The 23,659-nt window shown below is 68.5% G+C and carries 23 protein-coding genes; 11 read left to right on the top strand and 12 right to left on the bottom strand.

Annotated features, from left to right (window positions below; genetic code table 11):
* Entirely contained in the window at positions 1-1,755 is a 1,755-nt protein-coding gene (locus tag BLS34_RS07915; protein ID WP_093149457.1) for a flavin-containing monooxygenase, read from the top strand.
* 143 nt (positions 1,756-1,898) lie between these two features.
* Here BLS34_RS07915 and BLS34_RS07910 read toward each other — a convergent pair whose 3' ends face one another.
* From BLS34_RS07910 to BLS34_RS07895, 4 genes are read right to left on the bottom strand one after another with little or no spacing between them, the layout of a single operon-like run.
* On the bottom strand, positions 1,899-2,822 hold the full coding sequence (locus BLS34_RS07910) for a dihydrodipicolinate synthase family protein (RefSeq protein ID WP_093149456.1): 924 nt from the start codon (positions 2,820-2,822) through the stop codon (positions 1,899-1,901).
* 54 nt (positions 2,823-2,876) lie between these two features.
* Positions 2,877-3,656 (bottom strand): DUF2182 domain-containing protein, encoded by a 780-nt coding sequence (locus BLS34_RS07905; RefSeq protein ID WP_093149454.1) that lies wholly within the window; start codon positions 3,654-3,656, stop codon positions 2,877-2,879.
* Between the two features lie 6 nt (positions 3,657-3,662).
* The gene (locus tag BLS34_RS07900; protein ID WP_175474148.1) at positions 3,663-4,280 is read right to left on the bottom strand and encodes a DUF1326 domain-containing protein; all 618 of its coding nucleotides are present in this window, start codon (positions 4,278-4,280) and stop codon (positions 3,663-3,665) included.
* Between the two features lie 19 nt (positions 4,281-4,299).
* Positions 4,300-5,031, bottom strand: coding sequence for a class II aldolase/adducin family protein (locus BLS34_RS07895; protein WP_028793303.1), 732 nt, complete (start codon positions 5,029-5,031; stop codon positions 4,300-4,302).
* Between the two features lie 121 nt (positions 5,032-5,152).
* Between BLS34_RS07895 and BLS34_RS07890 the strand changes: the two genes are divergently transcribed.
* Positions 5,153-6,664 (top strand): protein adenylyltransferase SelO, encoded by a 1,512-nt coding sequence (locus tag BLS34_RS07890; protein WP_093149448.1) that lies wholly within the window; start codon positions 5,153-5,155, stop codon positions 6,662-6,664.
* Between the two features lie 322 nt (positions 6,665-6,986).
* Here the strand turns inward: BLS34_RS07890 and BLS34_RS07885 are convergent, their stop codons facing one another.
* The 5 genes from BLS34_RS07885 to puuE form a co-directional block, all read right to left on the bottom strand.
* The gene (locus BLS34_RS07885; protein ID WP_028793302.1) at positions 6,987-7,289 is read right to left on the bottom strand and encodes a hypothetical protein; all 303 of its coding nucleotides are present in this window, start codon (positions 7,287-7,289) and stop codon (positions 6,987-6,989) included.
* A gap of 313 nt (positions 7,290-7,602) precedes the next feature.
* Positions 7,603-8,586, bottom strand: coding sequence for a 3-hydroxyacyl-CoA dehydrogenase NAD-binding domain-containing protein (locus BLS34_RS07880; RefSeq protein WP_093149446.1), 984 nt, complete (start codon positions 8,584-8,586; stop codon positions 7,603-7,605).
* Positions 8,583-9,497 carry a 3-dehydrocarnitine:acetyl-CoA trimethylamine transferase BcoG gene (gene bcoG / locus BLS34_RS07875; protein WP_093149444.1) on the bottom strand — a complete coding sequence of 305 codons (915 nt, stop codon included), beginning with the start codon at positions 9,495-9,497 and terminating at the stop codon, positions 8,583-8,585. Before bcoG ends, BLS34_RS07880 begins: the two co-directional genes overlap by 4 nt.
* Before the next feature lie 126 nt (positions 9,498-9,623).
* Entirely contained in the window at positions 9,624-10,475 is an 852-nt protein-coding gene (locus tag BLS34_RS07870; protein ID WP_215906063.1) for a GNAT family N-acetyltransferase, read from the bottom strand.
* Positions 10,475-11,389: an allantoinase PuuE gene (gene puuE / locus BLS34_RS07865; RefSeq protein ID WP_093149442.1), complete on the bottom strand. Its 915-nt coding sequence runs from the start codon at positions 11,387-11,389 to the stop codon at positions 10,475-10,477. The genes BLS34_RS07870 and puuE overlap by 1 nt, the downstream gene beginning before the upstream one ends.
* A 167-nt stretch (positions 11,390-11,556) precedes the next feature.
* On the opposite strand from puuE, the gene BLS34_RS07860 reads away from it, so the two are divergent.
* The 5 genes from BLS34_RS07860 (at position 11,557) to BLS34_RS07840 (ending at position 15,353) form a co-directional block, all read left to right on the top strand.
* Positions 11,557-12,540 (top strand): hypothetical protein, encoded by a 984-nt coding sequence (locus BLS34_RS07860; protein ID WP_139189158.1) that lies wholly within the window; start codon positions 11,557-11,559, stop codon positions 12,538-12,540.
* Entirely contained in the window at positions 12,521-13,099 is a 579-nt protein-coding gene (locus tag BLS34_RS07855) for a PAS domain-containing protein (RefSeq protein WP_028793297.1), read from the top strand. The genes BLS34_RS07860 and BLS34_RS07855 overlap by 20 nt, the downstream gene beginning before the upstream one ends.
* Before the next feature lie 185 nt (positions 13,100-13,284).
* On the top strand, positions 13,285-14,088 hold the full coding sequence (locus BLS34_RS07850; RefSeq protein ID WP_175474147.1) for a phytanoyl-CoA dioxygenase family protein: 804 nt from the start codon (positions 13,285-13,287) through the stop codon (positions 14,086-14,088).
* A 9-nt stretch (positions 14,089-14,097) separates the two neighbouring features.
* Positions 14,098-14,844 (top strand): class I SAM-dependent methyltransferase, encoded by a 747-nt coding sequence (locus tag BLS34_RS07845; protein ID WP_093149436.1) that lies wholly within the window; start codon positions 14,098-14,100, stop codon positions 14,842-14,844.
* Positions 14,841-15,353: a GNAT family N-acetyltransferase gene (locus tag BLS34_RS07840; RefSeq protein ID WP_093149434.1), complete on the top strand. Its 513-nt coding sequence runs from the start codon at positions 14,841-14,843 to the stop codon at positions 15,351-15,353. Before BLS34_RS07845 ends, BLS34_RS07840 begins: the two co-directional genes overlap by 4 nt.
* Here BLS34_RS07840 and BLS34_RS07835 read toward each other — a convergent pair.
* Genes BLS34_RS07835 through BLS34_RS07825 form a run of 3 tightly spaced genes read right to left on the bottom strand, consistent with a single transcriptional unit; the run spans position 15,338 to position 18,396 of the window.
* Positions 15,338-16,228, bottom strand: a complete 891-nt coding sequence (locus BLS34_RS07835; protein ID WP_093149431.1) for a GNAT family N-acetyltransferase — start codon at positions 16,226-16,228, stop codon at positions 15,338-15,340. The two genes, BLS34_RS07840 and BLS34_RS07835, sit on opposite strands and share 16 nt — an antisense overlap.
* Positions 16,225-17,259: an aspartate aminotransferase family protein gene (locus tag BLS34_RS07830; RefSeq protein WP_093149429.1), complete on the bottom strand. Its 1,035-nt coding sequence runs from the start codon at positions 17,257-17,259 to the stop codon at positions 16,225-16,227. The genes BLS34_RS07835 and BLS34_RS07830 overlap by 4 nt, the downstream gene beginning before the upstream one ends.
* A gap of 18 nt (positions 17,260-17,277) precedes the next feature.
* On the bottom strand, positions 17,278-18,396 hold the full coding sequence (locus tag BLS34_RS07825; RefSeq protein WP_175474146.1) for a DegT/DnrJ/EryC1/StrS family aminotransferase: 1,119 nt from the start codon (positions 18,394-18,396) through the stop codon (positions 17,278-17,280).
* Positions 18,397-18,523: 127 nt separating this feature from the next.
* Between BLS34_RS07825 and BLS34_RS07820 the strand changes: the two genes are divergently transcribed.
* The 4 genes from BLS34_RS07820 to BLS34_RS07805 all read left to right on the top strand — a co-directional run bounded on the left by BLS34_RS07820 (position 18,524) and on the right by BLS34_RS07805 (position 23,658).
* Positions 18,524-20,596: an O-linked N-acetylglucosamine transferase family protein gene (locus tag BLS34_RS07820; protein ID WP_093149425.1), complete on the top strand. Its 2,073-nt coding sequence runs from the start codon at positions 18,524-18,526 to the stop codon at positions 20,594-20,596.
* Between the two features lie 170 nt (positions 20,597-20,766).
* Positions 20,767-21,231, top strand: a complete 465-nt coding sequence (locus BLS34_RS07815) for a hypothetical protein (protein WP_139189154.1) — start codon at positions 20,767-20,769, stop codon at positions 21,229-21,231.
* Between the two features lie 73 nt (positions 21,232-21,304).
* A complete protein-coding gene (locus BLS34_RS07810) occupies positions 21,305-22,492 on the top strand; it encodes a hypothetical protein (protein WP_139189152.1) in 1,188 nt (395 codons plus the stop codon).
* Positions 22,489-23,658: a DUF2061 domain-containing protein gene (locus BLS34_RS07805; RefSeq protein ID WP_093149422.1), complete on the top strand. Its 1,170-nt coding sequence runs from the start codon at positions 22,489-22,491 to the stop codon at positions 23,656-23,658. Before BLS34_RS07810 ends, BLS34_RS07805 begins: the two co-directional genes overlap by 4 nt.
* Position 23,659 lies beyond the last annotated feature (1 nt).

Here is a 23,659-nt window from a genome sequence, read left to right as displayed (position 1 = left end):
ATGGACGCCGCCGTCTACCGAACGCCGGAACGCGCCGCCCTGCGCTGGGTCGAGGATTTCAACGTCGCCCTCGCCACCGGCACCGCCGAGGCGGTGGCGGACCTGTTCGAGGCCGACAGCCACTGGCGCGACACGCTGGCCCTGACCTGGACGCTGAAGACCACAAGCGGACGAGACACGCTCGCCGCCGACCTGACCGCGTTGGCGGCGCAGCGGGGCCTGCGCGATGTGGCGATCGACCCGGAGCGCTGTCCGCCCCGCACGGTCCGACGTGCCGGTGCCGAGGTGGTGGAGGCGTTTCTCAGCTTCCAGACCGATATCGGACGCTGCGCCGGCCTGCTGCGCATGGCGGTCGGCGCGCAGAAGGCCTGGACCCTGCTCACCACCCTGGAGGCGATCCGCGGCCACGAGGAGGAGACCCTGCGCGCCGCCCGGGACGAGCCGGCGGTGTCCCGCGCCTTCCACGGCCCGAACTGGGCCGACAAGCGGCGGGAGAGCGCCGCCTATGCCGACCGCGACCCGGCGGTGCTGGTGATCGGCGGCGGCCATGGCGGGATCACCGCGGCGGCCCGGCTCGGCCAGCTCGGCATCGACACCCTGATCGTGGATAGGATGGCGCGGATCGGCGACAACTGGCGCCTGCGCTATCACGGGCTGAAACTGCACAACACGCTGCACAGCAATCATCTGCCCTACCTGCCGTTCCCGGAGACCTTTCCCTCCTACATCCCCAAGGACCTGATCGCCGACTGGCTCGAATTCTATGTCGGCGTGATGGCGATCAACTTCTGGACCCGCACCAGCTTCGACGGGGCAGCATGGGACGAGGCGGCGCAATGCTGGACCGCCCGGCTGACCCTGGCCGACGGCAGCACCCGCGAGATGCGCCCGCGCCACATCATCATGGCGACCAGCATCAGCGGTACGCCCAGCATCCCTGACATCCCGACCCTGGAGAACTTCCAGGGGACGGTGCTGCATTCCAGCCGGTTCGGCGACGGGGCGCAGTGGCGCGACCGGCCGGTGATGGTCTTCGGCACCGGCACCAGCGCCCATGACATCGCCCAGGACCTGCAGGGCAACGGGGCGCAGGTCACCATGGTCCAGCGCAGCCCCACGCTGGTGGTCAACATCGAGCCGAGCGCCCAGCTCTATGACGGCGTGTTCCTCGGCCCCGGCCCGTCGCGCGACGACCGCGACCTGATCACCCTGTCGGTCCCGCTCGCCCTGATGAAGGCGGCGCATAAGGAGATCACCGACCGGGTGAAGGAGCTGGACAAACCGCTTCTCGACGGGCTGGAGAAGGCCGGGTTCCGGCTCGATTTCGGCGAGGACGGGACCGGCTGGCCGCTGAAGTACCGCACCCGGGGCGGCGGGTATTACTTCAACGTCGGCTGCTCGGAGCTGATCGCGGCGGGGAAGATAGATCTGATCCAGTACGCCGATATCGACCGCTTCACCCCCGGCGGGGTGGCGATGAGATCGGGCGGGGAACGACCGGCCGAGCTGGTGGTGCTGGCGACCGGCTACAAGAACCAGGACCACATGGTGCGCCTGCTGTTCGGCGAGGAGATCGCCGAGCGGGCCGGGCCGGTCTGGAACTTCGACCCGGACACCCAGGAGCTGCGTAACATGTGGATGGCGACGGGCCAGCCGGGACTCTGGTTCACCGGCGGGGCGTTCTCCCAGTGCCGGGTGTATTCGAAATACTTGGCGCTGCAGATCCAGGCGCGGGAGTTGGGGATGGTGGGATAGTTCCCACCTCTCCCCGTCTTCCCGGCCTTGCGCCGGGATCCAGAAAAGGGATGGCTGGAGCGCTCGGGAATTATCCGCCGACGCTCCAGCAAGCGTCGCCCTAGGCCCCGGCACAAGGCCGGGGAGACGGGAGAGAAAGAGGCTTATTTCCCCCAGCGCGCCGCGATCAGGTCCAGATCGTTCGCCATGGTCAGCAGCGCCTCGCGCGTCGGCGCCGGGAGCGGCTCCAGCGGGTGGCGGACCGCGTCCGACTTGATCACCCCGCCCGCCTGCATCACCGTCTTGCAGGCTCGCAGCCCGCACTGGCGGTTCTCGAAATTGATCAGCGGCAGCATGCGATTGTACTGCGCCTCGGCCTTGGCGCGGTCGCCGGCCAGGAAATCCATCACGATCGGCCGGATCTGCTCGCAGGCGAGGCCACTGGTCATGGTTCCGGTCGCCCCGGCATCGAGATCGGCCATCAGGGTGATGCCCTCCTCGCCGTCGAACGGTCCGTCGATGTGATCGCCCGCCGCCTCGATCAGGGCGCGCAGCTTGCCCGCCGTGCCCGGCATCTCGATCTTGAAGTAGCTGACATTGCCCAGCTCCTTGGCGATCCGCCCCAGCAGCGGCACCGACAGGTTGGTGCCGCTCAGCGGCGCGTCCTGGATCATGATCGGGATGTCGATCGCCTGTGACAGCGCGGCGAAATGCTCGAACACCCCCTGGTCGCCGGCCTTCAGCAATGCACCGTGATAGGGCGGCATCATCATCACCATCGCCGCGCCCTGCTCCTGCGCCCGCTTGCAGCGCGCCGCCGCCACCTGGGTGGAGAAATGGCTGCAGGTGGCGATCACCGGCACGCGCCCCGCCACATGCTCCATGCACAGGGTCTGCAGGGTCTCGCGCTCGGCATCGGAGAGCAGGAACTGCTCGGAATAGTTCGCCAGGATGCACAGCCCGTCGACGTCCTGGTCGATCATGCAGTCGAGTACCCGCTTCTGCCCGTCGAGATCGAGCGACCCGTCGTCATGGAACGGCGTGGGAACGATGGGGAAGATACCGGTATAGGGCGTTTCCTGGGGCATTCGGGAGCCTCTTGGGGTTGGTCGATCAGGGAGGGCAGACTAACGGCCGGCGCGTCAGGACGCGAGCATCCACACGCCGCCGCCTACCATCAAGCCACCGAATGCCCAGGCGATCCGATGCCCGCCCGGCACCACCTTCTCCAGCAGCACCAGGATCGCCAGCGCGGCGATCCACAGCAGGTTCATCACGCCGAATACGAACAGCAACACCATCGCCACCAAGCAGCAGCCCAGGCAGTACAGCCCGTGCTCCACCCCCATGCGCAACGCCCCCGCCGCCCCGTCGCGCCATCGGTTCAGCACGAAGTCGAAGGGCGAGCGGCAATGGCGCAGGCAGGCATGCTTGAGCGGCGTGACCTGATAGAGCCCGGCGGCGATCAGCAGCAGCCCGCCGAAGACCGGGCTGGTGGACACCATCATCGGCGACAGCAGGGCGGCCTGCTCCAGCCCCCATTGCGCGGCGGTGGCGGCGACGCTGAATCCGCCCCAGGCGATCAGATAGCCGGCGACGAACACCGCGGTCGCGACATGCGGCTGACCGCGTGCCCGGCGGCGACGGCCGATGGTCGCAACGGTCAGGATCATCGGCATGGCGCTGGGAAGCATCATGCCGGCCATCATCACCACCCACATCACCAGCATCATCGCGGCATAGCCGGAGGTCCAGGCCGCCGGTCCCATCGGCATGGCCATGCCGGCGTTCATGCCGCCCCCCATGTCCCGGGCCATCGACACCAGATAGGCCCAGCTCAGCGCCGTCAGGACGACGATCGCCGCCATAACCAGCCGCCGGTCGCGGGCGACGGCTGCCTCCAGGCTGGTCGGCACCGACATGGCCGGTCAGTTGCTCCAGGCGAAGGGGGCGAAATGGCCGTTATTGCCGATGCCGGACAGGTCCAGATCGAGCCCGAACCCATGCAGGTGCATCTCGCGGGTCCGCGCCAGGGCAAGCCGGGAGTTCGCCGGGTGGGACACGTTGTCGATGGAGATCACTTCGCCGTTGCCGGTGCGCGAGGCCACGCCGCTGATGGCGAAGGAGAACAGCCCCGCATCGGTCGACCGGCCGAGCCCGTCCATCTCGAAGGAGATCGGCGCGAAGGCGATGCCGCGGAACTCGCCCACGAGATTGTCGTGGATCATCGCCGGTCGGCCGCCGGCCCGGCCGGACAGGATCTCGGTCAGGGCGGCGCGTTGGTTGTCGTCGGCGCCCTCGTCGGCCACGCAGGCGAAGATCCAGTCGCCGTCGGCCATCACCTTGTTGGAATGGATCACCAGGGCGAATTTCAGTCCCGCCAGGGAGACGTCGCCGTAACTCCCCGTGTCGATCCGGTAGACCATCAGGGCGATGCAGTGATCGTGCGTCACCTCGCCCTGAGGATTGGTGTAGATGCAGGGGCAGAGATAGTCGCAGTTGCAGCTCTCCATATACTCGCCGCCGATCGACCAGGACGCCGTCATCTTCCCCTCCTCTGCACGCTCAGTGCGCGTAGTCCGGCTGCTCGGCGTCGACCCAGCGCTTGAAGCCCTCCCAATGGCCGAGGCCCTGACCCTTACGCGCCAGGTTGCCCATCTCGGCGCAGACATCCTCCGGGATCAGCGCCATCTCGCCGCCGCCCGCCGTCGCCAGGAGCTGGTACATGCAGGCGCGCTCGAGCTGATAGACGTCGAGATAGGCCTTGGCCACACTGTCGGTGGCGATCAGGGCGCCGTGGTTGCGCAGCATCAGCAGACGCTTATCGCCCAGCGTGTCGGCCATGCGCTTGCCCTCGTCCTCGTCGGCCAGCACGCCGTCATAGACCTCGTAATAGACAACGTCGTCGTGGAACCGCGCCGCCTGCTGCGAGGAGCGCGGCTCGAAGCGCATGTCCTGGCGGATCGACATGGCGGTGATGTAGGGCGCGTGGACATGGATCACGCATTTCGCGTCGGGCCGGGCCTTGTGCACCGGGTAGTGGATGATCCAGCCGGCCCGGATCGGCGCCGGCCCCCCGGCCATCAGCTCGCCCTTGCCGTTCATCAGCGCCAGGTTGCTGGCGGTCACCTGGGACCAGTGCATGTGGCCGGGCGAGATCAGCATGGCGTCGGAATCGTCCGGCGAGATCAGGCTGATATGGTTCCACACGCCCTCATTCAATCCGTGCAGCACGGCGAGGCGGTGGGCGGCGGCGACGTCGCGGCGGGCATCCAATTCGGCACTGTTCATCTTCATGACCGACCTCCCTGGTTTCGCGGACAGTGTAGGAGCCGCGTCGAAGCGACGGAAGCCACGGCCTTGCGTCCGATCCTGGACGGGCCAAGTATTTGCCATCACCGAGCTCAAGGAGCATGGCATGGCCGAAGCGGCCCCACAGCACGCGACCGGGGATCAGGCCGGTTTCCCCTTCGACAATACCTACGCCCGCCTGCCGGAGCGGTTCTTCACCAAGCTGGACCCCACACCGGTCCAGGCGCCGCGCCTGTTGCTGTTGAACGAGGAGTTGGCCCGCGAGCTGAACCTGGATCCGGCCTTCCTGCGTAGCGAGGCGGGCGCCCAGGTGCTCGGCGGCAATACCATTCCGGAAGGCGCCGAGCCGCTGGCCATGGCCTATGCCGGCCACCAGTTCGGCGGCTGGGTGCCGCAGCTCGGCGACGGGCGGGCGATTTTGCTGGGCGAGGTGGTCGACCGCGACGGCGGGCGCCGCGACATCCAGCTCAAGGGCTCCGGCCCGACGCCGTACTCGCGCATGGGCGACGGGCGTGCCGCGCTCGGTCCGGTGCTGCGAGAGTATATCGTCAGCGAGGCGATGGCCGCCTTCGGCATTCCGACGACGCGCTCGCTCGCCGTGGTCACCACCGGCGAGGCGGTGTTCCGCGAGCGCGCCCTGCCCGGCGGCATCCTGACCCGCGTCGCCCGCAGCCATATCCGCGTGGGCACATTCCAGTTCTTCGCCGCCCGGCGCGACACCGACGCGCTGAGGCTGCTGGCCGACCACGTGATCGAGCGCCATTACCCGGAGCTGCGCCAGGCGGAGAACCCGTACAGCGCCCTGCTCGACGCGGTGGTCGGGCGGCAGGCGGCGCTGATCGCTGCCTGGATGTCGGTCGGCTTCATCCACGGGGTGATGAACACCGACAACATGTCGGTCGCCGGCGACACCATCGATTACGGCCCCTGCGCCTTCATGGACACCTATCATCCGGGCACGGTGTACAGCTCGATCGACCATGGCGGGCGGTATGCCTATGGCAACCAGCCTGGCATCGCCCACTGGAACCTCGCCTGCCTCGCCCAGTGCCTGCTGCCGCTGATCGACGACAGCGAGGAGAAGGCGCTGGCCATCGCTCAGGAGGTCATCAACACCTTCCCCGACCGCTACCGCGCGGCCCATACCGAACGCTTCGCCGCCAAGATCGGGTTGGAGACCGTGCGCGAGGGCGATGTCGACCTGATCGACGGCCTGCTGACGGCGATGGAAGAGGGCAAGGCGGACTTCACGCTCACCTTCCGCCGGCTGTCCGACCTGACCCGCCGGAGAGGCGAGGACGCGGCAGTGCGGGCCCTGTTCGAGGAGCCAGGGGCGTTCGATGCCTGGGCGGCGACATGGCGGGCGCGCCTCGCCGAGGAGAAACGGGACGATGCGGCGCGGCAGGCGGCCATGCGGTCTGTGAACCCGGCCTATATCCCGCGCAATCACCAGGTCGAGGCGGCCCTGAACGCGGCCGTGGAGAGCGGCGATGTGGCGCCGCTGCACGACCTGCGCGCGGTGCTGCAGACCCCCTTTGTCACGCAGCCGGGCCAGGAGCGCTACGAGGCGCCGCCGATGCCGGAGGAAGAGGTCAAGGCGACGTTCTGCGGCACGTGATCGGGAAACTCCCTCTTTCCCCGAGTTCAACGAGCACTCGCCGGCCATGTGCCGGGGCGCTCCCCGCCGAGCCTTGGGCCTGCGGGAAACTTCCTCATGTCCGTCCACGCGTCTCCCGCTTGCCCCGGCACAAGGCCGGGGAGTGTGTTAGGGAGGGAAGGTGAACCCGGGTACGAGAGAGGGTGGGGCCTCCCGCCCGCTCCCTCTCTCACCCGGACGCACGAATACGCCGCGTGCCCCGGCCCGTTTCGAACCTCGGGACACACGCCACCCGTCGGCGAGCCGCGAAGGCCCGCCGCCGTCGTCTTCGATTGACGCCCCGTTAGTGGGCCGTCGCCAATTCCAGCTTGATGCCGGTCGGCTGCGGCTCGATCGGCTGGAGGGACTGCTTGTCCTCTCCGGCCCACACGGCCACGAGCATGAACTCCACCGAGCCGTCTTCGGCGGCTTCCGGCGCAGTCTCCTCAGGCGTGGTCTCGGGAACCACCAAGCCCTGCTCGGCGACGTAGAACGTGTGCTCGCCGAAGATCTCCTGGAGCTGGCCCATGGTCGGATTGTCTTCCGGCAACGGGTCGGCACCGGTCTGCCGCTGGACGGCAGCCGTCTGATCTGTGGTCAACTTCATATGGAATTTCCCCTTCCAGTAGGGGGTTCGGACCAGGCATCGAGCTTACGCGTCGGTTCGGTCCATGGTTTCGGCTCTCGTCGACACCTGCCGACAGGGTGACAGAGATGGCCGCGGATTTCAAATTGTGCGCCGCGAAAAATCGGCGGGCGCCCCTCACCCGTCATCAAGAAACGACCGTCATCCCGACTACCCCTGGGCGCGACCCGGGGGTCGGCCGGGACCGGGTTGCCGGCGTTCAGAGTTGGTTCCTGCTCGCCCCCGGATCAGGCCCAGGGCCGTCCGGGATGACGACTATGAGAGACTGTAATCCTCACTTCCCCCGAAGCCGTGCCTCGTGGTCGGCGAGCACCTGGCCCGCCCCCCAGCCGGTGCCGCGCAGGGCCTTCAGGATCGCCACCAGATTGTCGTCGCGGATCTTCTCCAGGTCGCGCGGCGTGCGGCCGTCGGCCTGGGTCACGGACTGCTCGGCAATGCGGTCGACCAGCTCCGGGGTCATCTCCGGCACGTCCATCAGCTTGGTCCAGGGCCAGGCCAGCGCCGGGCCGAACTGCTCCATGAAATGCCGCATCCCCGCCTCCCCGCCGGCGATGTGGAAGGTCTGGAACGTCCCCATCTGCGCCCAGCGCAACCCGCAGCCGTAGCGGATGGCGTCGTCGATCTCCTGCGTCGTCGCCACCCCGTCCTTCACCAGCCACAGGGCCTCGCGCCACAGCGCCTCCATCAGCCGGTCGGCGACGAAGGCGTCGATCTCCACCTTCAGGTGGAGCGGCTTCATGCCGAGTTCGGTGTAGAGCGCCATCGCCCGATCGATCACCGCCTTGTCCGTCGCCGCCCCGCCGACGATCTCGACCAGCGGCAGCAGATAGACCGGGTTGAACGGGTGGGCGACGATCAGCCGCTCCGGACGGGCCATGCCCTCCTGCAGCACGGACGGGCGGAAGCCGCTGGTCGACGAGGCGATGATGCCGTCGGTATTCGCCGCCTCGATCTCCCGGTAGGTCGCGTGCTTGACGTCGAGCCGCTCGGGCACCGCCTCGACGATCAGGTCGGCACCGGCCACCGCCTCGGCGATCGAGCCGACCAGCGACCAGGCCCCCTTCGCCGGCCGCGGGGCATCGATCAGGGCCGCCGCCGCCCGCTCGGCGTTGTCGAGCACCGGGGCGATCTTCGCCTCGGCGTTGGGCGCGGGATCGAACACGGAACAGGCCACGCCGCTGTCGATCAGCCGGGCCAGCCAGCCGGAGCCGATGACCCCGGCGCCGAGAATGGCCGCCTTCCTGGGAAGGTCGCTCACGATCCGGGCGCCCGCTTGGTGAGGCCGAGCTTGGCGCGGACCGCGTCGGGGCCGACGATCTTCGCCCCCATGTTCTCCACCACCGTGACCGCTTTCTCCACGAGCTGGGCATTGGTCGCCAGCACGCCGCGCTCCAGATACAGGTTGTCCTCCAGCCCGACGCGGACATGGCCCCCGGCCAGCACCGAGGCGGCGGCATAGGGCATCTGATCGCGGCCGAGCGAGAAGGCGGAGAAGCTCCAGCCCTCGGGGATGGCGTTGACCATGGCCAGGAAGGTGTGCAGGTCGTTCGGCGCCCCCCAGGGCACGCCCATGCAGAGCTGCACCAGGGCCGGACCCGTGATCACACCCTCGGCGACGAGCTGCTTGGCCAGCCAGAGATGGCCGGTGTCGAAGGCCTCGATCTCCGGCTTCACGCCGAGCTCGGTCATCATGGAGCCCATGGCCCGGAGCATGCCGGGAGAGTTCATCATGACGTAGTCGGCCTCGGCGAAGTTCATGGTGCCGCAGTCGATGGTGCAGAGCTCCGGCAGGCATTCGCGGATATGGGCCATGCGCTCCGACGCGCCGACGAGATCCGTGCCGGTCTCGTTCAGCGGCAGCGGGCTCTCCACCGGTCCGTGGGTCAGGTCGCCGCCCATGCCGGTGGTCAGGTTCAGCACCACGTCGACCTCGGCATCGCGGATCCGGTCGGTCAGCTCGCGGTACAACGCCAGATTCCGGCTCGGCGCGCCGGTCTCCGGATCGCGCACATGGCAATGGACGACCGCGGCACCGGCCTTTGCGGCGTCGATCGCGCTCTCGGCGATCTGCTGCGGCGAGCGGGGCACATGCGGACTCTTGTCCTGGGTGCCACCGGACCCGGTCACGGCACAGGTGATGAACACCTCGCGATTCATGGCAAGCGACATGATGATCCTTTCCGTTGTCTGCTAGAGCGGATCGTGCGCTGACGGGATCACTTCGTGATCGCGTCAGCGTGCGTGACTCTGCTCTATCTTATTGTCTTAGAGCGCGGGCCGGTCGCGCGTGAGCCGTCAGCCCAGCTCGAACGTCGTCACGCCATAGATTTTGGCGATGTCTAGCGCGGGTGCCGGGCCGGTGTACATGCGTGCGGTCTCGAATCCCGGCGTCAGCCCGAGCGCTTCGGCCAGGGCGGTCGCCTCCGGGTTCGGCTCCGGCGTGTCGAGATAGACCTCCGCCCCCATGCCGATCGCCGGCAGCAGATCCGCCAGCAGCGTCTCCGCCATCGCGCGGTCGTCGGCCAGCAACGGCCCGATCTTCCAGCCGGAGCGGCAGGGCCGCGCCACCGCGACTCCGGCCAGGGACCCGTCGCGGTAGGCCGCGCGGGCCAGATGCCCCGGCGCGGAGAACCAGTCCTCCAGGAACGACGATCGGTCGGCCGGGAAGACCGTGCGGTCCAGGGCGGCGATCTGCGGCCCGGCCTCGGTCACCGTACGGATGTCGATGCCCGGCGCGGCATCCGGAACCGTCGTGACCGTGCCGCCGTAGCGGATGTTGCGGTAGGCCAGGACGAAGCCGGAGCGCTTGTAGTTCTCCTGCTCGGCCACCACCCCGTCCAGGCCCACCAGCCGGTCGCCGGCATACCGAATGCCGGCCTGCCAGAGCGCGTAGCCGTAGCCCTGCCCCCGGTGATCGGGGTGGGCGATGTAGAAGCCGAGAAAGGCGAAGGCCGGGTCGTAGTTCACCACCGAGATCGACGTGATCAGCCGGCCGTCCAGATAGCCGCCGAGGAACCCGTCCGGGTCTACGGCCCGGAAGCACGCGGCATCCGCCTTGCCCGGATTCCAGCCTTCCGCGGCGGCCCAGTCGACCGCCGTCGCCACATCGGCCTCGCTCATCACGCCGATCCTGTAGTCTCCCGCCATCAGGCGCCTCCCGGTTTGTGGTTGTCGTGCCAGTGCCGGGCGATCTCGTCGCGCCGGCAGATCCATACCCGATCGTGCTTCTCCACGTGGTCGAGGAAGCGTTGCAGGGCGGCAAAACGGCCCGGCCGGCCGACCAGACGGCAGTGCAGGCCGACCGACATCATCTTCGGCTGGTCCGCCCCCTCTGCGTAGAGCACGTCGAAGCTGTCCCGCAGATAGGCGAAGAACTGGTCGCCGGAATTGAAGCCCTGACTGACCGCGAAGCGCATGTCGTTGGCGTCCAGGGTATAGGGGACGATCAGGTGCGGAGCGCCGAACTCGTGCGTCCAGTACGGCAGCTCGTCGGCATAGCTGTCGCTGTCGTAGAGGAAACCGCCATGCTCGACGACGAGCCGGCGGGTATTGGCGCTGCCGCGGCCGGTGTACCAGCCGACGGGGCGCTGGCCGGTGGACCGCTCGATGGCGGCGATCGCCAGCCTCACGTGTTCGCGCTCGGTCTCCTCCGGCACGTTCAGGTAGTCGATCCAGCGGTAGCCGTGGCTCGCCACCTCCCAGCCCGCCTCGACCATGGCCGGGCCGACCTCCGCGTTGCGCTCCATCGCCATGCCGACGGCGTAGACCGTCAGCGGCAGCTTGCGCCGGGTGAACTCCCGGTGGATCCGCCAGAACCCGGCGCGCGACCCGAACTCGTAGACCGATTCCATGTTCAGGTTGCGCTGCCCCGGCCAGGGTGCGGCGCCGATCATCTCGGACAGGAAGGCTTCCGAGGCCGGATCGCCGTGCAGGATGGCGTTCTCCCCGCCCTCCTCGTAGTTCATCACGATCTGCAGCGCGACGCGGGCGCCGCCCGGCCATTTCGGATCGATGGGCGCACGGCCGTAGCCCACCATGTCGCGGGGATAGGGTGTGGTCATGCCGTCACCTCCTGCCGGTCCGGTTCCCGTTCGCCCGAGACTATAGACGGATGCCTCGGCGCGTCGCCATGGCGGTCCGGCCGGTGCTGCGCCGCTAACGCTCTTTAAAGACATTCTAAGGGACTTATGTCTCTTGGCTCACGAAGGGTGGGAGCGACCGAACGGTCATGGGTTCAATGCCGCATGCGACGGACACCGGTACTGCAGCGAAGCAGGGCGGCACGTTCAGCTTCGTGTCCTCCTATCTGAGGCAGCGCGACGCCGTGTTCGTCCGCAGCGCCGACCGGCAGCCGGTGCTGCGCTTCGATTTCGGCGGCAACCGGGCGACCGTTCCGCTCGCCACGATTCCCGCCGCCGCGGAGCTGCCCGACGGACATCCCGACCTTGCCCTGCTGCAGCGCGTCGAGCCGGCGCTGCTGTACCGCGAGACCGTGGCGACGGGCGACCCCATCCCCACCGAGATCGTCGATGGCCGGCCGTCCTGGACCGTGCATGCCCGCACGGCGAAACGTGTCGAGCGCCGCATTCTGGAAGCCCTCTGCGCCCAGAGCGCGGGCCACGGCGCCCAGGCCGACGGCGACCCGGCCGAGACGATCGCCCGCCAGCTCATCGGCGTCGATACGCGCCGCAACCCCCGGATCGTCCAGATTCTGCGGGACCATCTGGACGCGGCAACCTATTCCATGCAGCTCAGCGACGACGTGACCGCCTGCCAGCGCATGGTCGGCGAGATGGCGACCCTGGCGACCCAGCGGGAAGCCTTCGCCGAACAGGACCGGATCCGGGACTCCGCGCTGAAGCTCCGCCATGTCATCGTCTGGGCGACCAAGCGGACGATGGCCCTGGACATGCTCGCGAACGACATCAAGGGCGCCCTGGCCGATCGCGACCAGCTCGCCCGCGAGACGTGGCCGGCGATCAACGAGCTGCGGGCCTGGACGCTGGATCTCGCTCCGGCGCTGCGGAGCTGGAACGAGATGGGCAAAGCCGCCGCCGATCTGAGAATAGGCGATATCGAGAACCTGCACCGACTGATCACCATCCGGTTCGGCGCGTTCGATCCTGCGATCTATCGCCAGCGCACGGCGGTCCGGCCGCCGGACACCGATGCGAAGAAGGGGGTCCGCCGGGATGACGATCACGCAGAATAACCAGCGCAGCGAGGACGATGCAGTGAGCGAGGCGGAGACCGGGCAGCCGGTGCAGACCGGGACCGACACGCCCCGAAGCGGCCAGGAAGAGCTGGACATGGACGGTATCGGGGACTTCCCGATGCTCGCGGCCTGCCTGGCGGCCTGGAAGGCGGCGCGGCAGGGGGACGACCTGCCGGCCTCACTCGATGTCGCCGAACTGCCCGAAGCGGTCCTCGACTACACGATGCTCTTGGACTACCTGCCGGCGCAACGGGACGCCGCCGTCCGGATGGTCGGCACCTATATCGGCGAAAAGGCCGCCTTCAAGGCACACGGCATGACCGTCCGCGCGTTCTTTGAGGAACGCGACGCCGAGGTCGTCACCGACTCGCTGCGGCGCATCGCGGAGAGTCGCATGCCCAGCCTCGCCCGCAGGACATTCGTGCCGATCGCCGGCGCACCGATGCGCTATGTCCGGCTGATCCTGCCGCTTTCGGCGAACGGACAGAGCGTCACCGGGTTCTTCAAGACGATCGAGCCGTCCTCGCTGACCAGCGAGACCGATGCACCTGCCTGACCCTGGGTCCCGTGCGAGAGCAGATCGTGCGGTGACGGGATCACGTCGTGATCGCGTCAGCGTGCGTGAATCTGCTCTATCTTATTGTTTTAGAGACAAATTCACCGACCATATTGAATCATAAAAAGATTCAATATGGTCGGATTTGGCTCTAGGATGGGAGCTCGTCAACCGACAGGATGCCAATGTCACCGCCCCCTGCGATCGCGCGCCGTACCGACCCGTCCGAGGCGCTGGAGCCGCTGGTCCGCGACGGCGCAGTCTCGCTGGACGGTCTGATCGATGACCGCATGGTCGAGACCCTGCGGCGGGGGCTGGGCAGGGCCGTCGACCTCTCCGCCGCCACGATGCGGGCCAAGGGGATGGCAACCTCCGGCTCCGGGATCGCCCATCACGTGCTCGGCGCCGACTCCGGTTTCGAGGACTTCCTTGAAGCGCTGCCGGCCGCCGGGCTGATCGAGACCTTCCTGGGCGGCAGCTTCATCCTGAATTCCTTCGGCGGGCTGATGAACCGGCCGACCGCCGGCGGCGAATACCTGCACCGCTGGCACCGCGACCTGCGCGCCTTCTCCCCTGGCGACGATCTGCGGCTGATGATCAACATGCTGATCACCCTCGACCCCTTCACCGCGGAGAATGGCGGCACCCTGCTCGATCTCGGCTCGCACCGGGTGGTCGACCGGGTGGCGGGCGAGCAGCGGGTGGCGACCTACGAGGCGCCGGTCGGCAGCCTCCTGCTGTTCGATTCGCGGCTGCTGCATGCCGCCGGCGCCAACCGGTCGGACAGCATCCGGCGGGCGCTCACCCTGACCTTCACCCCGCCCTTCTTCAAGCCGCAGATCGACCACGTGAAGCAGCTCGGCACGGCCCGGGTGGCGGCGGCGAGCGAGGTGTTGAAGCGCCGGCTGGGCTGGTACGCCCGCGTCCCCGAATCCCTCGACGACTGGTACAATCCACCCGAGCACCGGTTCTACCGGGAAGACCGCTGAGGAGCCGAGATGACCGACGCCGGCCAGAAGGATATCGAGTTCGCCTACGTCAACGACCTTGTCGGGGATTATGACGAGTCCGAGTTCGACGTGCGGATGCGGGGCTGGATGATACGGGCGATGGAGCCGTGGATGCCCGCCACCGGGACCTGCCTGCAGATGGGCTGCTACAAGGGCGATCTGACGGTGCTGCTGGAGGAACGGTTCGGCCGGGTGGACGTGGTGGACGCCGCCGAGCGGTTCCTCCAGGTCACCAGATCCCGGCTGAAGAACCCGGGCACCTTTCACCAGACCCTGTTCGAGGATTTCGTCACCGACAAGCGCTACGACGCGGTGTTCCTGGTGCATGTGCTGGAGCATGTGGTCGACCCGGTCGAGACGCTGGCCGGCATCGGCCGGCTGCTGAGCCCCGGCGGCCGGGCCTTCGTCGTCGTGCCGAACGGCCATGCCGCCTCGCGCCGGATCGCGGTGGCCATGGGCCTGATCGACCATTGCACCGCCCTGACGCCGAGCGACGTGAAGCACGGCCACCGGCGCACATATGTCCTCGACACCCTGGAAAGCGATGCTCGCAAGGCCGGGCTGACGGTCGCCCATCGCGGCGGGATCTTCTTCAAGCCGCTGGCCAATTTCCAGTTCGACACGCTGTTCGGCAGCGAGGTGATGAGCGACGCCTATCTGGAAGGCTGCTTTCAGCTCGGTTTCACCTATCCGGACCTGACCGCCTCCGTCTTCGTGGTGCTCGAGCGGCGATGACCGTCCGTCTGCGGCCGCTGCAGGAGGAGGATCTCAGGCGCATCTACGACTGGCAGCGCGACCCTGCTCTCTACGACCACCTCGTCGGCGACCGCCGGGACGTGGCCTGGGAGGAGGCGCGGGACTGGATGGTCCGGCATTGGCTGCCCCAGGCGCCCCATCGCCGATACGCCCTGTGCGCCGCCGACGGCGCGATGGTCGGCTGCGTCTATCTGCTCGCGGTGGAGGGCGCGCCGGAGGTCCTGGAGTTTCATGTCTTCATCGCGGACGCCGCACGGCGCGGCCAGGGTCTTGGCCGGCGGGCGCTGGCCGAGGCGCTGAGGGTCGCGTTCGGGGATCTGCGGGCGGAGGCGGTCCGGCTCGAGGTGCTGGCGACCAATACGGCGGCACGCCGGATCTATGACGATGCCGGTTTCGTGGAGACCGGGCGGCGTCAGGTGGAGAAACGGGCCGGACCGGTGACCGCCATCGCCATGACCCTTCCCCGGAGCGCCTATCGCCCGCGATAGGCCGGGAAGTACCCGCTCGACGGGTCGACGCCCGAGACCGCGACCGCGGCGTCGTATCCTGCGCGGTCGAGAATGAATCCGCTCAGCCAGGTCGCCCGTTCCGCGTTCGCGAAGCCCCGCTTGAACCGGGCGAGACCATGGCTCGGATCGTCGGCCAGCCCCGGCGCCCCGCCCAGATCCAGCACCCGGCATCCGGACAACGCCTCGATCGCGGCGGCATAGAGCGCGTAGCCGGCGCCGGCGGCATACCCGGCCTCGCTGGAGGCGCCGAGATGGTTATGCGCCACCTCGCCGTCGCTCAGCCAGATCGACACGGCGGCGATCTCGCCCGCCACACGGGCCGCGAGCACCAGGGCCTGCGGGTCGGTCGCCAGGGCGGCGAAATGCGGGGTACCGAGGCGCGCCCCGGCCTGGATGCGATGCCGGACGACCAGCTGCCCGTAGAGTTCCTCCCACCGGGCCATGACCTGCGGCAGGGCGACCCGGTCCACCGTGACCTGTCGCTGGGCGCGGCGGATCTCGTAGCGGTGATGCCGGGACGGCGCGAAGGGGCCGGCGGCGCGATCGACCACGTAATGCGTCTTGAGCCGGCGATGCAGGTCCGCGTGCGCGGCCAGCCAGGCCGCGTCGGGCGCGTTCAGGGGGTCGGCTACGACGGATAGGGCGACCGCACCGGCCGCGCGCAGCGTCTCCCGGCCCTCGGCGGGGTCCACCGTCGCGTCGAACCCGCCCATGGGATAGGCGCTGGCCGCGTCGATTCCGCCCCCGGCGGGCAGCGGACGCAGCAGCACATGCCCACCCCACAGCGGCGCCACCCGGCATCCGTCCCGGGTCAGGCTCTCAACATAGGATCGTCGGCCGTAGGGTCCGCTCATGACAGCGCCCGCAGCACGGCACCGGCCAGCCGCTCCATGTCCGCTGCCCCGTAGCGGTGATCGACCGGCAGGGTCAGCATCCCGTCGCGCAGTCGCGACGCCACCGGATCGGTCGGGTCGGTCGTGCCGGCCTCTCCAAGCTCGCGCCAGTGGACCGCGCAGAACAGACCGTCGGCGGCGAGCCGGGCGGCCACGGCATCCCGTTCCCGCGCCAGCAGCAGGGGATAGCCGAACGGCGCGGCCGTACCGCGTAGCCGCGCGACGACCGGTGCGGCCCGATCCGACAGCCGCCGGTCAAGGGCCGCGAAATTCTCGCGACGCCGCGCCGCCATGTCCTCCACCGCCGAGGCAGCGAGGATGTCGCGCGTCCGGTCGGACAGGGCGGCGTCGGTCACCGCGTGGGCCCGTTCCATGTCCACATAAAGCCGATACGCCGCTTCCACCTGCTCCCGCGTGACCGCAGCCGCCCTGGCCTCCGCGGCCCCGGCGTGGCTGGCCGGCGGCGGCGCCAGGCGGGGCGCGGGCAGGTCGGAGACCGGCCCCACCAGCAGCCCGCCATCGGCGACCCCCAGCAGCTTGCGGGGGCTGTACAGCCGCCACGCGCCCGGCATCCCGGCGCCCATATCGAGTGCCTGGGCGCGGTCCTCCAGCCAGACCACGTCGGCGCGGCGAGCCGCGATCTCGCGCAACCGATTGCAGACCGGGGCGCCGAAATAGGCCACCGCCGCCACCAGGTCGCCCGGCGCCAGCGCCGCCTCGAAGGCCGCATCGTCCAGCGCCAGAGCCATGTCGACGCCGTAGCGCCGCACGCTGGATCCGGTGGCCGCGTCCATGTCGGCGCAGAGATAGCGCGGCAGCCAGACCGTTCCCGGTGCCAGGCCGCGCACCAGATGGGCGAAGGCGCTGCGGGCGTTGTGAAAGCCGCTCCACCCGCCCGCGGACGTCCAGCGCGCGAGCACACTGTCGCCGGCAGGCGGATCGCCCGACGGCTCCAGTCCGAAGAACCCGCCGATGGTGGAGGCCGCTTTCATCAGGCTGTCATGGGGCGGTCAGCGGCCGCGCAGAGTGTCGCCGACGATGGCGGCGATCTCCAGGATCTCGTCGCGCTCCAGCCCCGGATAGCAGGGCAGGCCGATGCAGCGCTGGGCCAGCCAGTCGGTCACCGGCAGCAGGTCGGAGCTGAAGCGGCGATAGGCCACCTGCTTGGCGATCCCGCCGCCCCACCAGCGCCGGGTCCCGACCCCCCGTGCCGCCAGCGCCTCGTCGAAGCCGGGCGGCAACGGGTCCTCCCGGGTGATCATGATGGTCGAGGACGCATAGTCGTCGCCGGTGCCCGGCAGCAGGCGGATCCGGTTGTCGGCGGCGAACCCCTCGCGATAGGCGGCGGCGATGTCGTCGAAGATCCGACGGGTCTGCGGCCAGGCATCGAGTGCCGCCAGGGTCACGGCCGCATGGTACTCGCTCATCTTGCCGTTGATCGCCCGGCTCTGCGCCACCCGGTCGCCGAAGAAGCCGAAATTGATGCATTTGCGGATCTCGTTGATCAGATCCACGTCTGTGGACACGGCGAACCCGCCTTCTCCCGCCGCCAGGACCTTGGTGGCGTGCAGGCTGAAGACCGCCGGGCTGAGCCCGACGTCGCCCTTGTCGAAGGCGGCGGCCGAATCCATCACCACCGCCAGCCCGGTACGGCGGGAGAAATCGTCCCAGGACGCCATGTCGTAGGGACGGCCGAACGGGGACACCGGCACCACGGCCACAGGTTCGCCGGGAATGCGCGACAGGGCGTTTTCCACCGCTTGCGGCGTCAGCGACCAGGAATCCTCGTCCACATCCAGGAGATAGGGTTCCAGCCCGGCCGCCAGCACCGCATGCAGGGTGGCGACGAAGGTCCAGGCGGGCAGCAGGCAGTAGGCGGCCCCGTCATTGACGTTGCGCTTCCGGGCCCGGGCCTCGGCCTGCAGGGCAGCGGTCAGACCGGCGGTGGCGTTGGACACCGTCGTCACGCAGGCCGCGTCGATCCCATAGCGCTCCGCAAGCCGCGCTTCGACCGCGCCGGCCAGCGGTCCGAAATTCGAGTAGTACTGGTTCTCGTCGATCTGCCGCAGGTACGGGAGAATGGCATCGGCAGTTGGCAGCCGGGGACGTGCGACGGGAAAACGCAACATCATCATCGTTCTCTTGGAACTTTGTGTCATGGTAGACACGGTGATCACGCTGATCGACACGGAATAATCTAGCCGCTTTCGTATCGGGCCGCCTCATGAAGGATCTCTGCTTGAAGGAAGTTGTCTGGTGAGTGGAACCGCCCTGCCCATCGCCAGTGTCGCCAAACGGCTGCAAAGCCGCCTGAATGAAGGCCGTCTGCTCGAGGCGACCGGTGACCTGCGCCGGCTCGGGCTGGCCATGCCCGACTCCGTCGGACCGCTGCAACTTCTGGCCGCCATCGAGGGGCGAATCGAACTCCACGACCAGGCCGCACGCCATTTCCGTCAGGTCTTCGCGCTCGACCCCCACAATATGGAGCACGTGCTCCAGGCCATGGCGCTGCCGCCGGAGGCCGGCGTCCCGGCGGACCGCATCCGACGCGTGTTGATCGAGCAGCCCGGCCTGGCACGGGGCTACGCCCTGCTCGCGGCGACGCCGAACCGACCGGCCGGCGACAACGGACTTCGCGCCGCCATCCTGACCCCGACGGATCCGGCCTATCTGATCCTCGCCGCGGTCCGCCGTCTGGCCGTCAGCGAGATGGAGCGCGCCGAGAAACTTGCTCAACGCGCCTCGGTGATCAACCCGACGGCCCACGAGGCGACGCTGGTCCTGGCGGAGGGGCGCCGCTCCCTTGGCCATGGCGACCGGGCGCTGACGCTGGCCCGCCGCGCGCTTGCGACCGCGCCCGCCGATCCTAAGGTTTGGGTCACCGGCGCGCTCTGCGCCCACCGCCTGTCGCGATTCGACGAAGCTCGACAGATGGCCGACGTGGCGGCGGTCATGCGTCCGCGCGACGCCGGTCACGCCGCCCGGGCGGCGACGCTGCTGCCCCATGTCATCATGTCCGAAGACGAGATGTGGGATATCCGGGCCCGGATCCGGGCGCTCTGCGCGCAGGAGGGCTTCGCGCCGATCCAGGATCCGATTCACGAGGTGGGCACGGTCCCGTTCGCGCTCGGCTATCACGGCATCAACGACCGGGCGCTGCTCGAAGACCTGTGCGCCTTCTATCGGCGTATTTGCCCGATGCTGACCATGACCGCGCCCCATATCGGCCGCAAGCGGCGGCCCGGAAAGCGCCGGGTCGCTTTCGTGTCTGAGTTCTTCCGCGACCACTCGATCTACAACATGACCGAGGGTCACCTGCGATTCATCGACCGGGACGAAATCGAGGTGACGGTGGTGCAGATCGGCACGCTGCCTTCGCCGATGCACGGCCAGATCGCGCGCATGGCGGACCGGGTGGTCGCCCTGCAGCCGGATCTGCAGTCCGTGCGCACCCGGCTTGCCGAGATGGAACTGGACGCCATCGTCTTCGCCGATATCGGCATGACGGCAATGAGCTATTTCCTGCCCTTCGCCCGGCTGGCGCCCCTGCAGATCGTGCTGCCGGGCCATCCGGTCACCACGGGCATCGACACGGTGGACCAGTTCTTCACCTCGGCCTGGATGGAGCCGGAGAACTGTCGCGATCACTATTCCGAGACGCCCATCCTGGTGGAGGGCCTGGCCATCGCCTACGCCGAGGAGCGGACCCGCCATACGCCGGTCTCCCGGAGCGAGGTCGGCCTGCCGGAGACCGGCGCCATCTATCTGTGCGGCCAGACGCCGGTGAAGATGCACCCGGCCTACGACCGGATGCTGGGCGATATCCTGGAACAGGACCCCACCGGGACGGTCGTGCTGTTCGACGCACCGGGCATCTACAGCAACATGTCCAAGGGACTTCTGGAGAGACTGAGGCGGGCCAACGCGGATCGCCCGCAGATCATGGACCAGCTGCGGCTGCTGCCGCGCATGCCGCTGGAACGCTATCTCGGGGTCATGCGGCAGGCCGACGTGGTACTCGACACCATTCATTTCAACGGCGGCAACACGACGATGCAGAGTCTGGCTCTCGGCCAACCGCTGGTGACCTACCCGACCGACATGATGCGGGGGCGCGTCACCCTCTCCCCGCTGATCGCGATGGGCATGCGCGAGGAGCTCGAAGCCACCTCGCCGGAAGACTATGTGAACCGTGTCCTGACGCTTGGCAGCGACCGGGACCGGGCCGACGACCTGCGCCGCCGGCTGCTCGATGCGGCGCCGGCCCTGATCGATTCCCGTACCGCCCCGCGCGCGCTTTGCGACCTCATTCTCGGGGCGGCTCCGTAAGCCGGCTCGGTGCCGGACACCGACCATGAGCGTTTGGCACTGATTGTTCGACTGATCCGGGAATTGTATTGCCCGCCATCGGGGCTCCGCGCATACTTGTAAAAAGCGTCTGATCGTTTCGGCAGTGGATCCGATCGGATGCGCGAACAGCCAGGAATGCGAGGGGAATGATGCGGCGATCACTTTCTGTTTCCGGCCTGGCGGTCGTGGCGCTGTTGAGCGTTGCGCGGCCGGCCTCCGCCGATACCACGACCACTCTGGCGCAGACCTTTGCGCTGACACTGGCCGGCACGATCATCGGTGCCTACGGACTGCCCTATGTGCTGCCGGCCGTGGCGCCGACCGTCGGGTCGGCCTATGCGGCCACCGCCGGGGCGGTGAACGGTGCGCTGACGCCGATCTTCTCCGCGCCGGCGACGGTTGCGGCCGGATACACGGCGACGGCCGGTGCCATCGACGGCGCGCTGAGCACCGCCGGCGCCTACACGGTGATGCAGCCGCGGCTCGTCGGTGCCGTCAGCGGCATGGCGATCGGCCTGATCAGCGGCCTGTATATTTTCTCCGAGCCGGCGGTCGAGGACGTGGCGACGGGACCGTTGGACACGACCAACACCGTGGTGATGCTCCAGCAGTAACCAACAGCCCATCGGATCCAGTCTTCGATGGGCTTTTCTGTGGCCGCATATACAATCTTATGGGGTGTTACACATGGTCCGCATACCCCTAAACGCTGTGCTGCGGCACGGGCGCGCGCTTCTCCTTACCGCCCTTTCCCTCACGCTCTGGACGACCGCCGCCCCGGCGCTGGAGGTCGGCGAGACCCTGACGAGCTACGCGGAGCTGCGCGGCCGGCAGGTTCCCCTGCCGGACGGCGACTGGACGGTGGCGGGCCTCGGCAACAACACCATCGTCTCCGGCGTGGCCGGTGCCTACGGGACCATCGAGAACGCCGTCCTGCTGCAACTGAACGGCGACAAGGTCCGCGGCATCGTCGAGATCAACACCAACGTGATTTCGGTCACCGAGGGATGGGGCACGACGGATGCCTGCCTGCGCGACGGCGTGCTGGCCAAGCTCAATCTGTACCGAACGGCGGTGGACGGGTTCTGCTACTTCGTGACCGAGACCACGCGTCCGGTCAGCGGCGGGACCGATGCCTGGAAAGCCGCCAAGGCATTCGCCGCGGAGCGCGGCTACGCCATGCCGCAGGAGTGGCTGACCGTCGGGTTCCGCCTCTCCAACCGCCACGACATCCTCGACGCGCGCTATCACTTCGACGGTCTGGAACTCGGCACCCTGGCCCCGTCGGTTACGGTCTGGACGCCGGAGACGGTGGTGGAGGACGCGAACAAATACGCCGTGGTGAACGATCTCAACGCCTGGGCCGGTCTGACCTCGGAGCTGTTCGAGAGCGGATTGCGCGGCCGGTTGGACGACAAGCTGCACGGCCTGGCGGTCCCCCAGCCCCTGGCGGTGGTCGATGACGGCAGCGTCGATCCCAGCGCCATCGGCCGAGCCAGCAAGGCTGCCCGCAAACGGGCGCTGGAGGATCTCGCCGCCGACGGGGTGATCCGCCAGGACGACCTCGCCGTCTATTTCGCCGCGGTCGACAACACGGCCCCGCCGCCGACGCTGGAGAGCTACTATCAGACCCTGGTCGCCAAGATGATCTCCTTCAATCTGTTCCGGGTCTCGGTCGACTATCTGCTCGCCTACATCGTGACGGTTAGCGCCGCGGTTTCCGGCTACATCACGGCGTCGATCGTGGTGACCCACTCGATGGCGCAGATCGCCAACGACCTCGCCTGGGATTCCTATATCGCCGGGCAGCGTAAGGACGGCTCGGAACTGGTCGAGTTCGACTATATCGAGCAGGCGGCGGAGAAGCGGTCATGACCATGCGGATCGTCCCCCTTCTGGCGGGCCTGTGCCTGGGGGCCGCGGCCCTGTTTCCCGCCCCCGCCTCGGCCATCGCCGTCGGCGACACGGTCAGCGACGTGCTGCGGGTCTCCGGCAAGGACATCCCCCTGCCCGCCGGCCCCCACACGGTGGTCGAGGTCGGCTTCGCCCAGATCGCACAGCCGGAATACGGCGCCCAGGTCAATCCGGAGGATTACGGCCCGATCCGACGCATCACCCTGGTCCGCGCCGATGACGGCCTGATCGCCGACGCGGTCGAGATCGTGGTCAACACCCTGCCGCATCCCGACGGCTGGGGCATCGCCAGCGACTGCGCGCGCGACGACATCTACGCCACCCTGACCCGCTACAAGAGCGGCTGGGACGTCTCGTGCATGTGGGTGCTGCCGGCGGCCTCGACCGCGCTTGGCGAGGCGGTGCGGCCGGTCGACGACGCGGTCACGACCTATGCTGTCGGCCAGGAGCTGGTGGTCCCGCCGCTGTTCCTGGAGGCCGGGTTCCGCGTGGCCAACCGGTATGACGCGGTGAACGTGCGCTACCAGTTCGCCGCCATGGATCAGGGCGCACCGGCCGCCGGTACCGCCCTGGAGGCCTGGCTGCCCGCCAACATCGCCGAGGCCTCAGGACCGCTGGCCAAGGTGCAGTCGGTCGCGGCCTGGGCCAGTTCGATCTACCCGGCCGTCGAGCAGGGGCTGCGCATGCCCCTGGCCCAGGGGGCCAGCTTCGCCAATCCGTTCGACGACGTCACCTTCACCGGCAAGGTGACCGACCGGGCCCAGCGCCTCGCCCAACTGGAGGTGCTGCGGGAATCCGGCACGGTCAGCCCCGAGGAATATGCCCGCCAGAAGGCGATCATCGAGGCCGAGATCGAGCCGAAGGCGGAGAACGCGTGGACCTACGCGACGGTCGCCGGATACAAGGCCTTCACCTATCGGGTGGTGGTGACGACGATCAACGCGGGCATCGACTATGTGTTCATCGGCCAGCCCTTCGCCGCCGGCGTGCTGGTGATCCTGCAGGTGGTGGTGAACACCACGAAGTTCTTCTTCCACGAGGTGATGTGGCAGGAACTGTTCGGCGTCGGGCCGCTCCAGCGCGAGAACCCCCGGGTGATGGATTTCGTGCCGCCCCGAGCGGCGTGAG

Origin of the sequence: Thalassobaculum litoreum DSM 18839 (assembly GCF_900102465.1) — a bacterium.
GTDB classification, from domain to species: Bacteria; Pseudomonadota; Alphaproteobacteria; order Thalassobaculales; family Thalassobaculaceae; genus Thalassobaculum; species Thalassobaculum litoreum.
Note: the sequence above shows the minus strand (reverse complement) of the source record. Positions and strands in the feature narration are given on the sequence as shown.

What these genes read in the sequence shown, in the direction of transcription:
- BLS34_RS07915 (WP_093149457.1), top strand. Translation starts at nt 1, where the DNA reads ATGGACGCCGCCGTCTACCGAACGCCGGAACGCGCCGCCCTGCGCTGG.
- BLS34_RS07910 (WP_093149456.1), bottom strand. Translation starts at nt 2,822, where the DNA reads ATGCCCCAGGAAACGCCCTATACCGGTATCTTCCCCATCGTTCCCACG.
- BLS34_RS07905 (WP_093149454.1), bottom strand. Translation starts at nt 3,656, where the DNA reads ATGTCGGTGCCGACCAGCCTGGAGGCAGCCGTCGCCCGCGACCGGCGG.
- BLS34_RS07900 (WP_175474148.1), bottom strand. Translation starts at nt 4,280, where the DNA reads ATGACGGCGTCCTGGTCGATCGGCGGCGAGTATATGGAGAGCTGCAAC.
- BLS34_RS07895 (WP_028793303.1), bottom strand. Translation starts at nt 5,031, where the DNA reads ATGAAGATGAACAGTGCCGAATTGGATGCCCGCCGCGACGTCGCCGCC.
- BLS34_RS07890 (WP_093149448.1), top strand. Translation starts at nt 5,153, where the DNA reads ATGGCCGAAGCGGCCCCACAGCACGCGACCGGGGATCAGGCCGGTTTC.
- BLS34_RS07885 (WP_028793302.1), bottom strand. Translation starts at nt 7,289, where the DNA reads ATGAAGTTGACCACAGATCAGACGGCTGCCGTCCAGCGGCAGACCGGT.
- bcoG (WP_093149444.1), bottom strand. Translation starts at nt 9,497, where the DNA reads ATGTCGCTTGCCATGAATCGCGAGGTGTTCATCACCTGTGCCGTGACC.
- BLS34_RS07870 (WP_215906063.1), bottom strand. Translation starts at nt 10,475, where the DNA reads ATGGCGGGAGACTACAGGATCGGCGTGATGAGCGAGGCCGATGTGGCG.
- puuE (WP_093149442.1), bottom strand. Translation starts at nt 11,389, where the DNA reads ATGACCACACCCTATCCCCGCGACATGGTGGGCTACGGCCGTGCGCCC.
- BLS34_RS07860 (WP_139189158.1), top strand. Translation starts at nt 11,557, where the DNA reads ATGGGTTCAATGCCGCATGCGACGGACACCGGTACTGCAGCGAAGCAG.
- BLS34_RS07855 (WP_028793297.1), top strand. Translation starts at nt 12,521, where the DNA reads ATGACGATCACGCAGAATAACCAGCGCAGCGAGGACGATGCAGTGAGC.
- BLS34_RS07850 (WP_175474147.1), top strand. Translation starts at nt 13,285, where the DNA reads ATGTCACCGCCCCCTGCGATCGCGCGCCGTACCGACCCGTCCGAGGCG.
- BLS34_RS07845 (WP_093149436.1), top strand. Translation starts at nt 14,098, where the DNA reads ATGACCGACGCCGGCCAGAAGGATATCGAGTTCGCCTACGTCAACGAC.
- BLS34_RS07840 (WP_093149434.1), top strand. Translation starts at nt 14,841, where the DNA reads ATGACCGTCCGTCTGCGGCCGCTGCAGGAGGAGGATCTCAGGCGCATC.
- BLS34_RS07835 (WP_093149431.1), bottom strand. Translation starts at nt 16,228, where the DNA reads ATGAGCGGACCCTACGGCCGACGATCCTATGTTGAGAGCCTGACCCGG.
- BLS34_RS07830 (WP_093149429.1), bottom strand. Translation starts at nt 17,259, where the DNA reads ATGAAAGCGGCCTCCACCATCGGCGGGTTCTTCGGACTGGAGCCGTCG.
- BLS34_RS07825 (WP_175474146.1), bottom strand. Translation starts at nt 18,396, where the DNA reads ATGTTGCGTTTTCCCGTCGCACGTCCCCGGCTGCCAACTGCCGATGCC.
- BLS34_RS07815 (WP_139189154.1), top strand. Translation starts at nt 20,767, where the DNA reads ATGCGGCGATCACTTTCTGTTTCCGGCCTGGCGGTCGTGGCGCTGTTG.
- BLS34_RS07810 (WP_139189152.1), top strand. Translation starts at nt 21,305, where the DNA reads ATGGTCCGCATACCCCTAAACGCTGTGCTGCGGCACGGGCGCGCGCTT.
- BLS34_RS07805 (WP_093149422.1), top strand. Translation starts at nt 22,489, where the DNA reads ATGACCATGCGGATCGTCCCCCTTCTGGCGGGCCTGTGCCTGGGGGCC.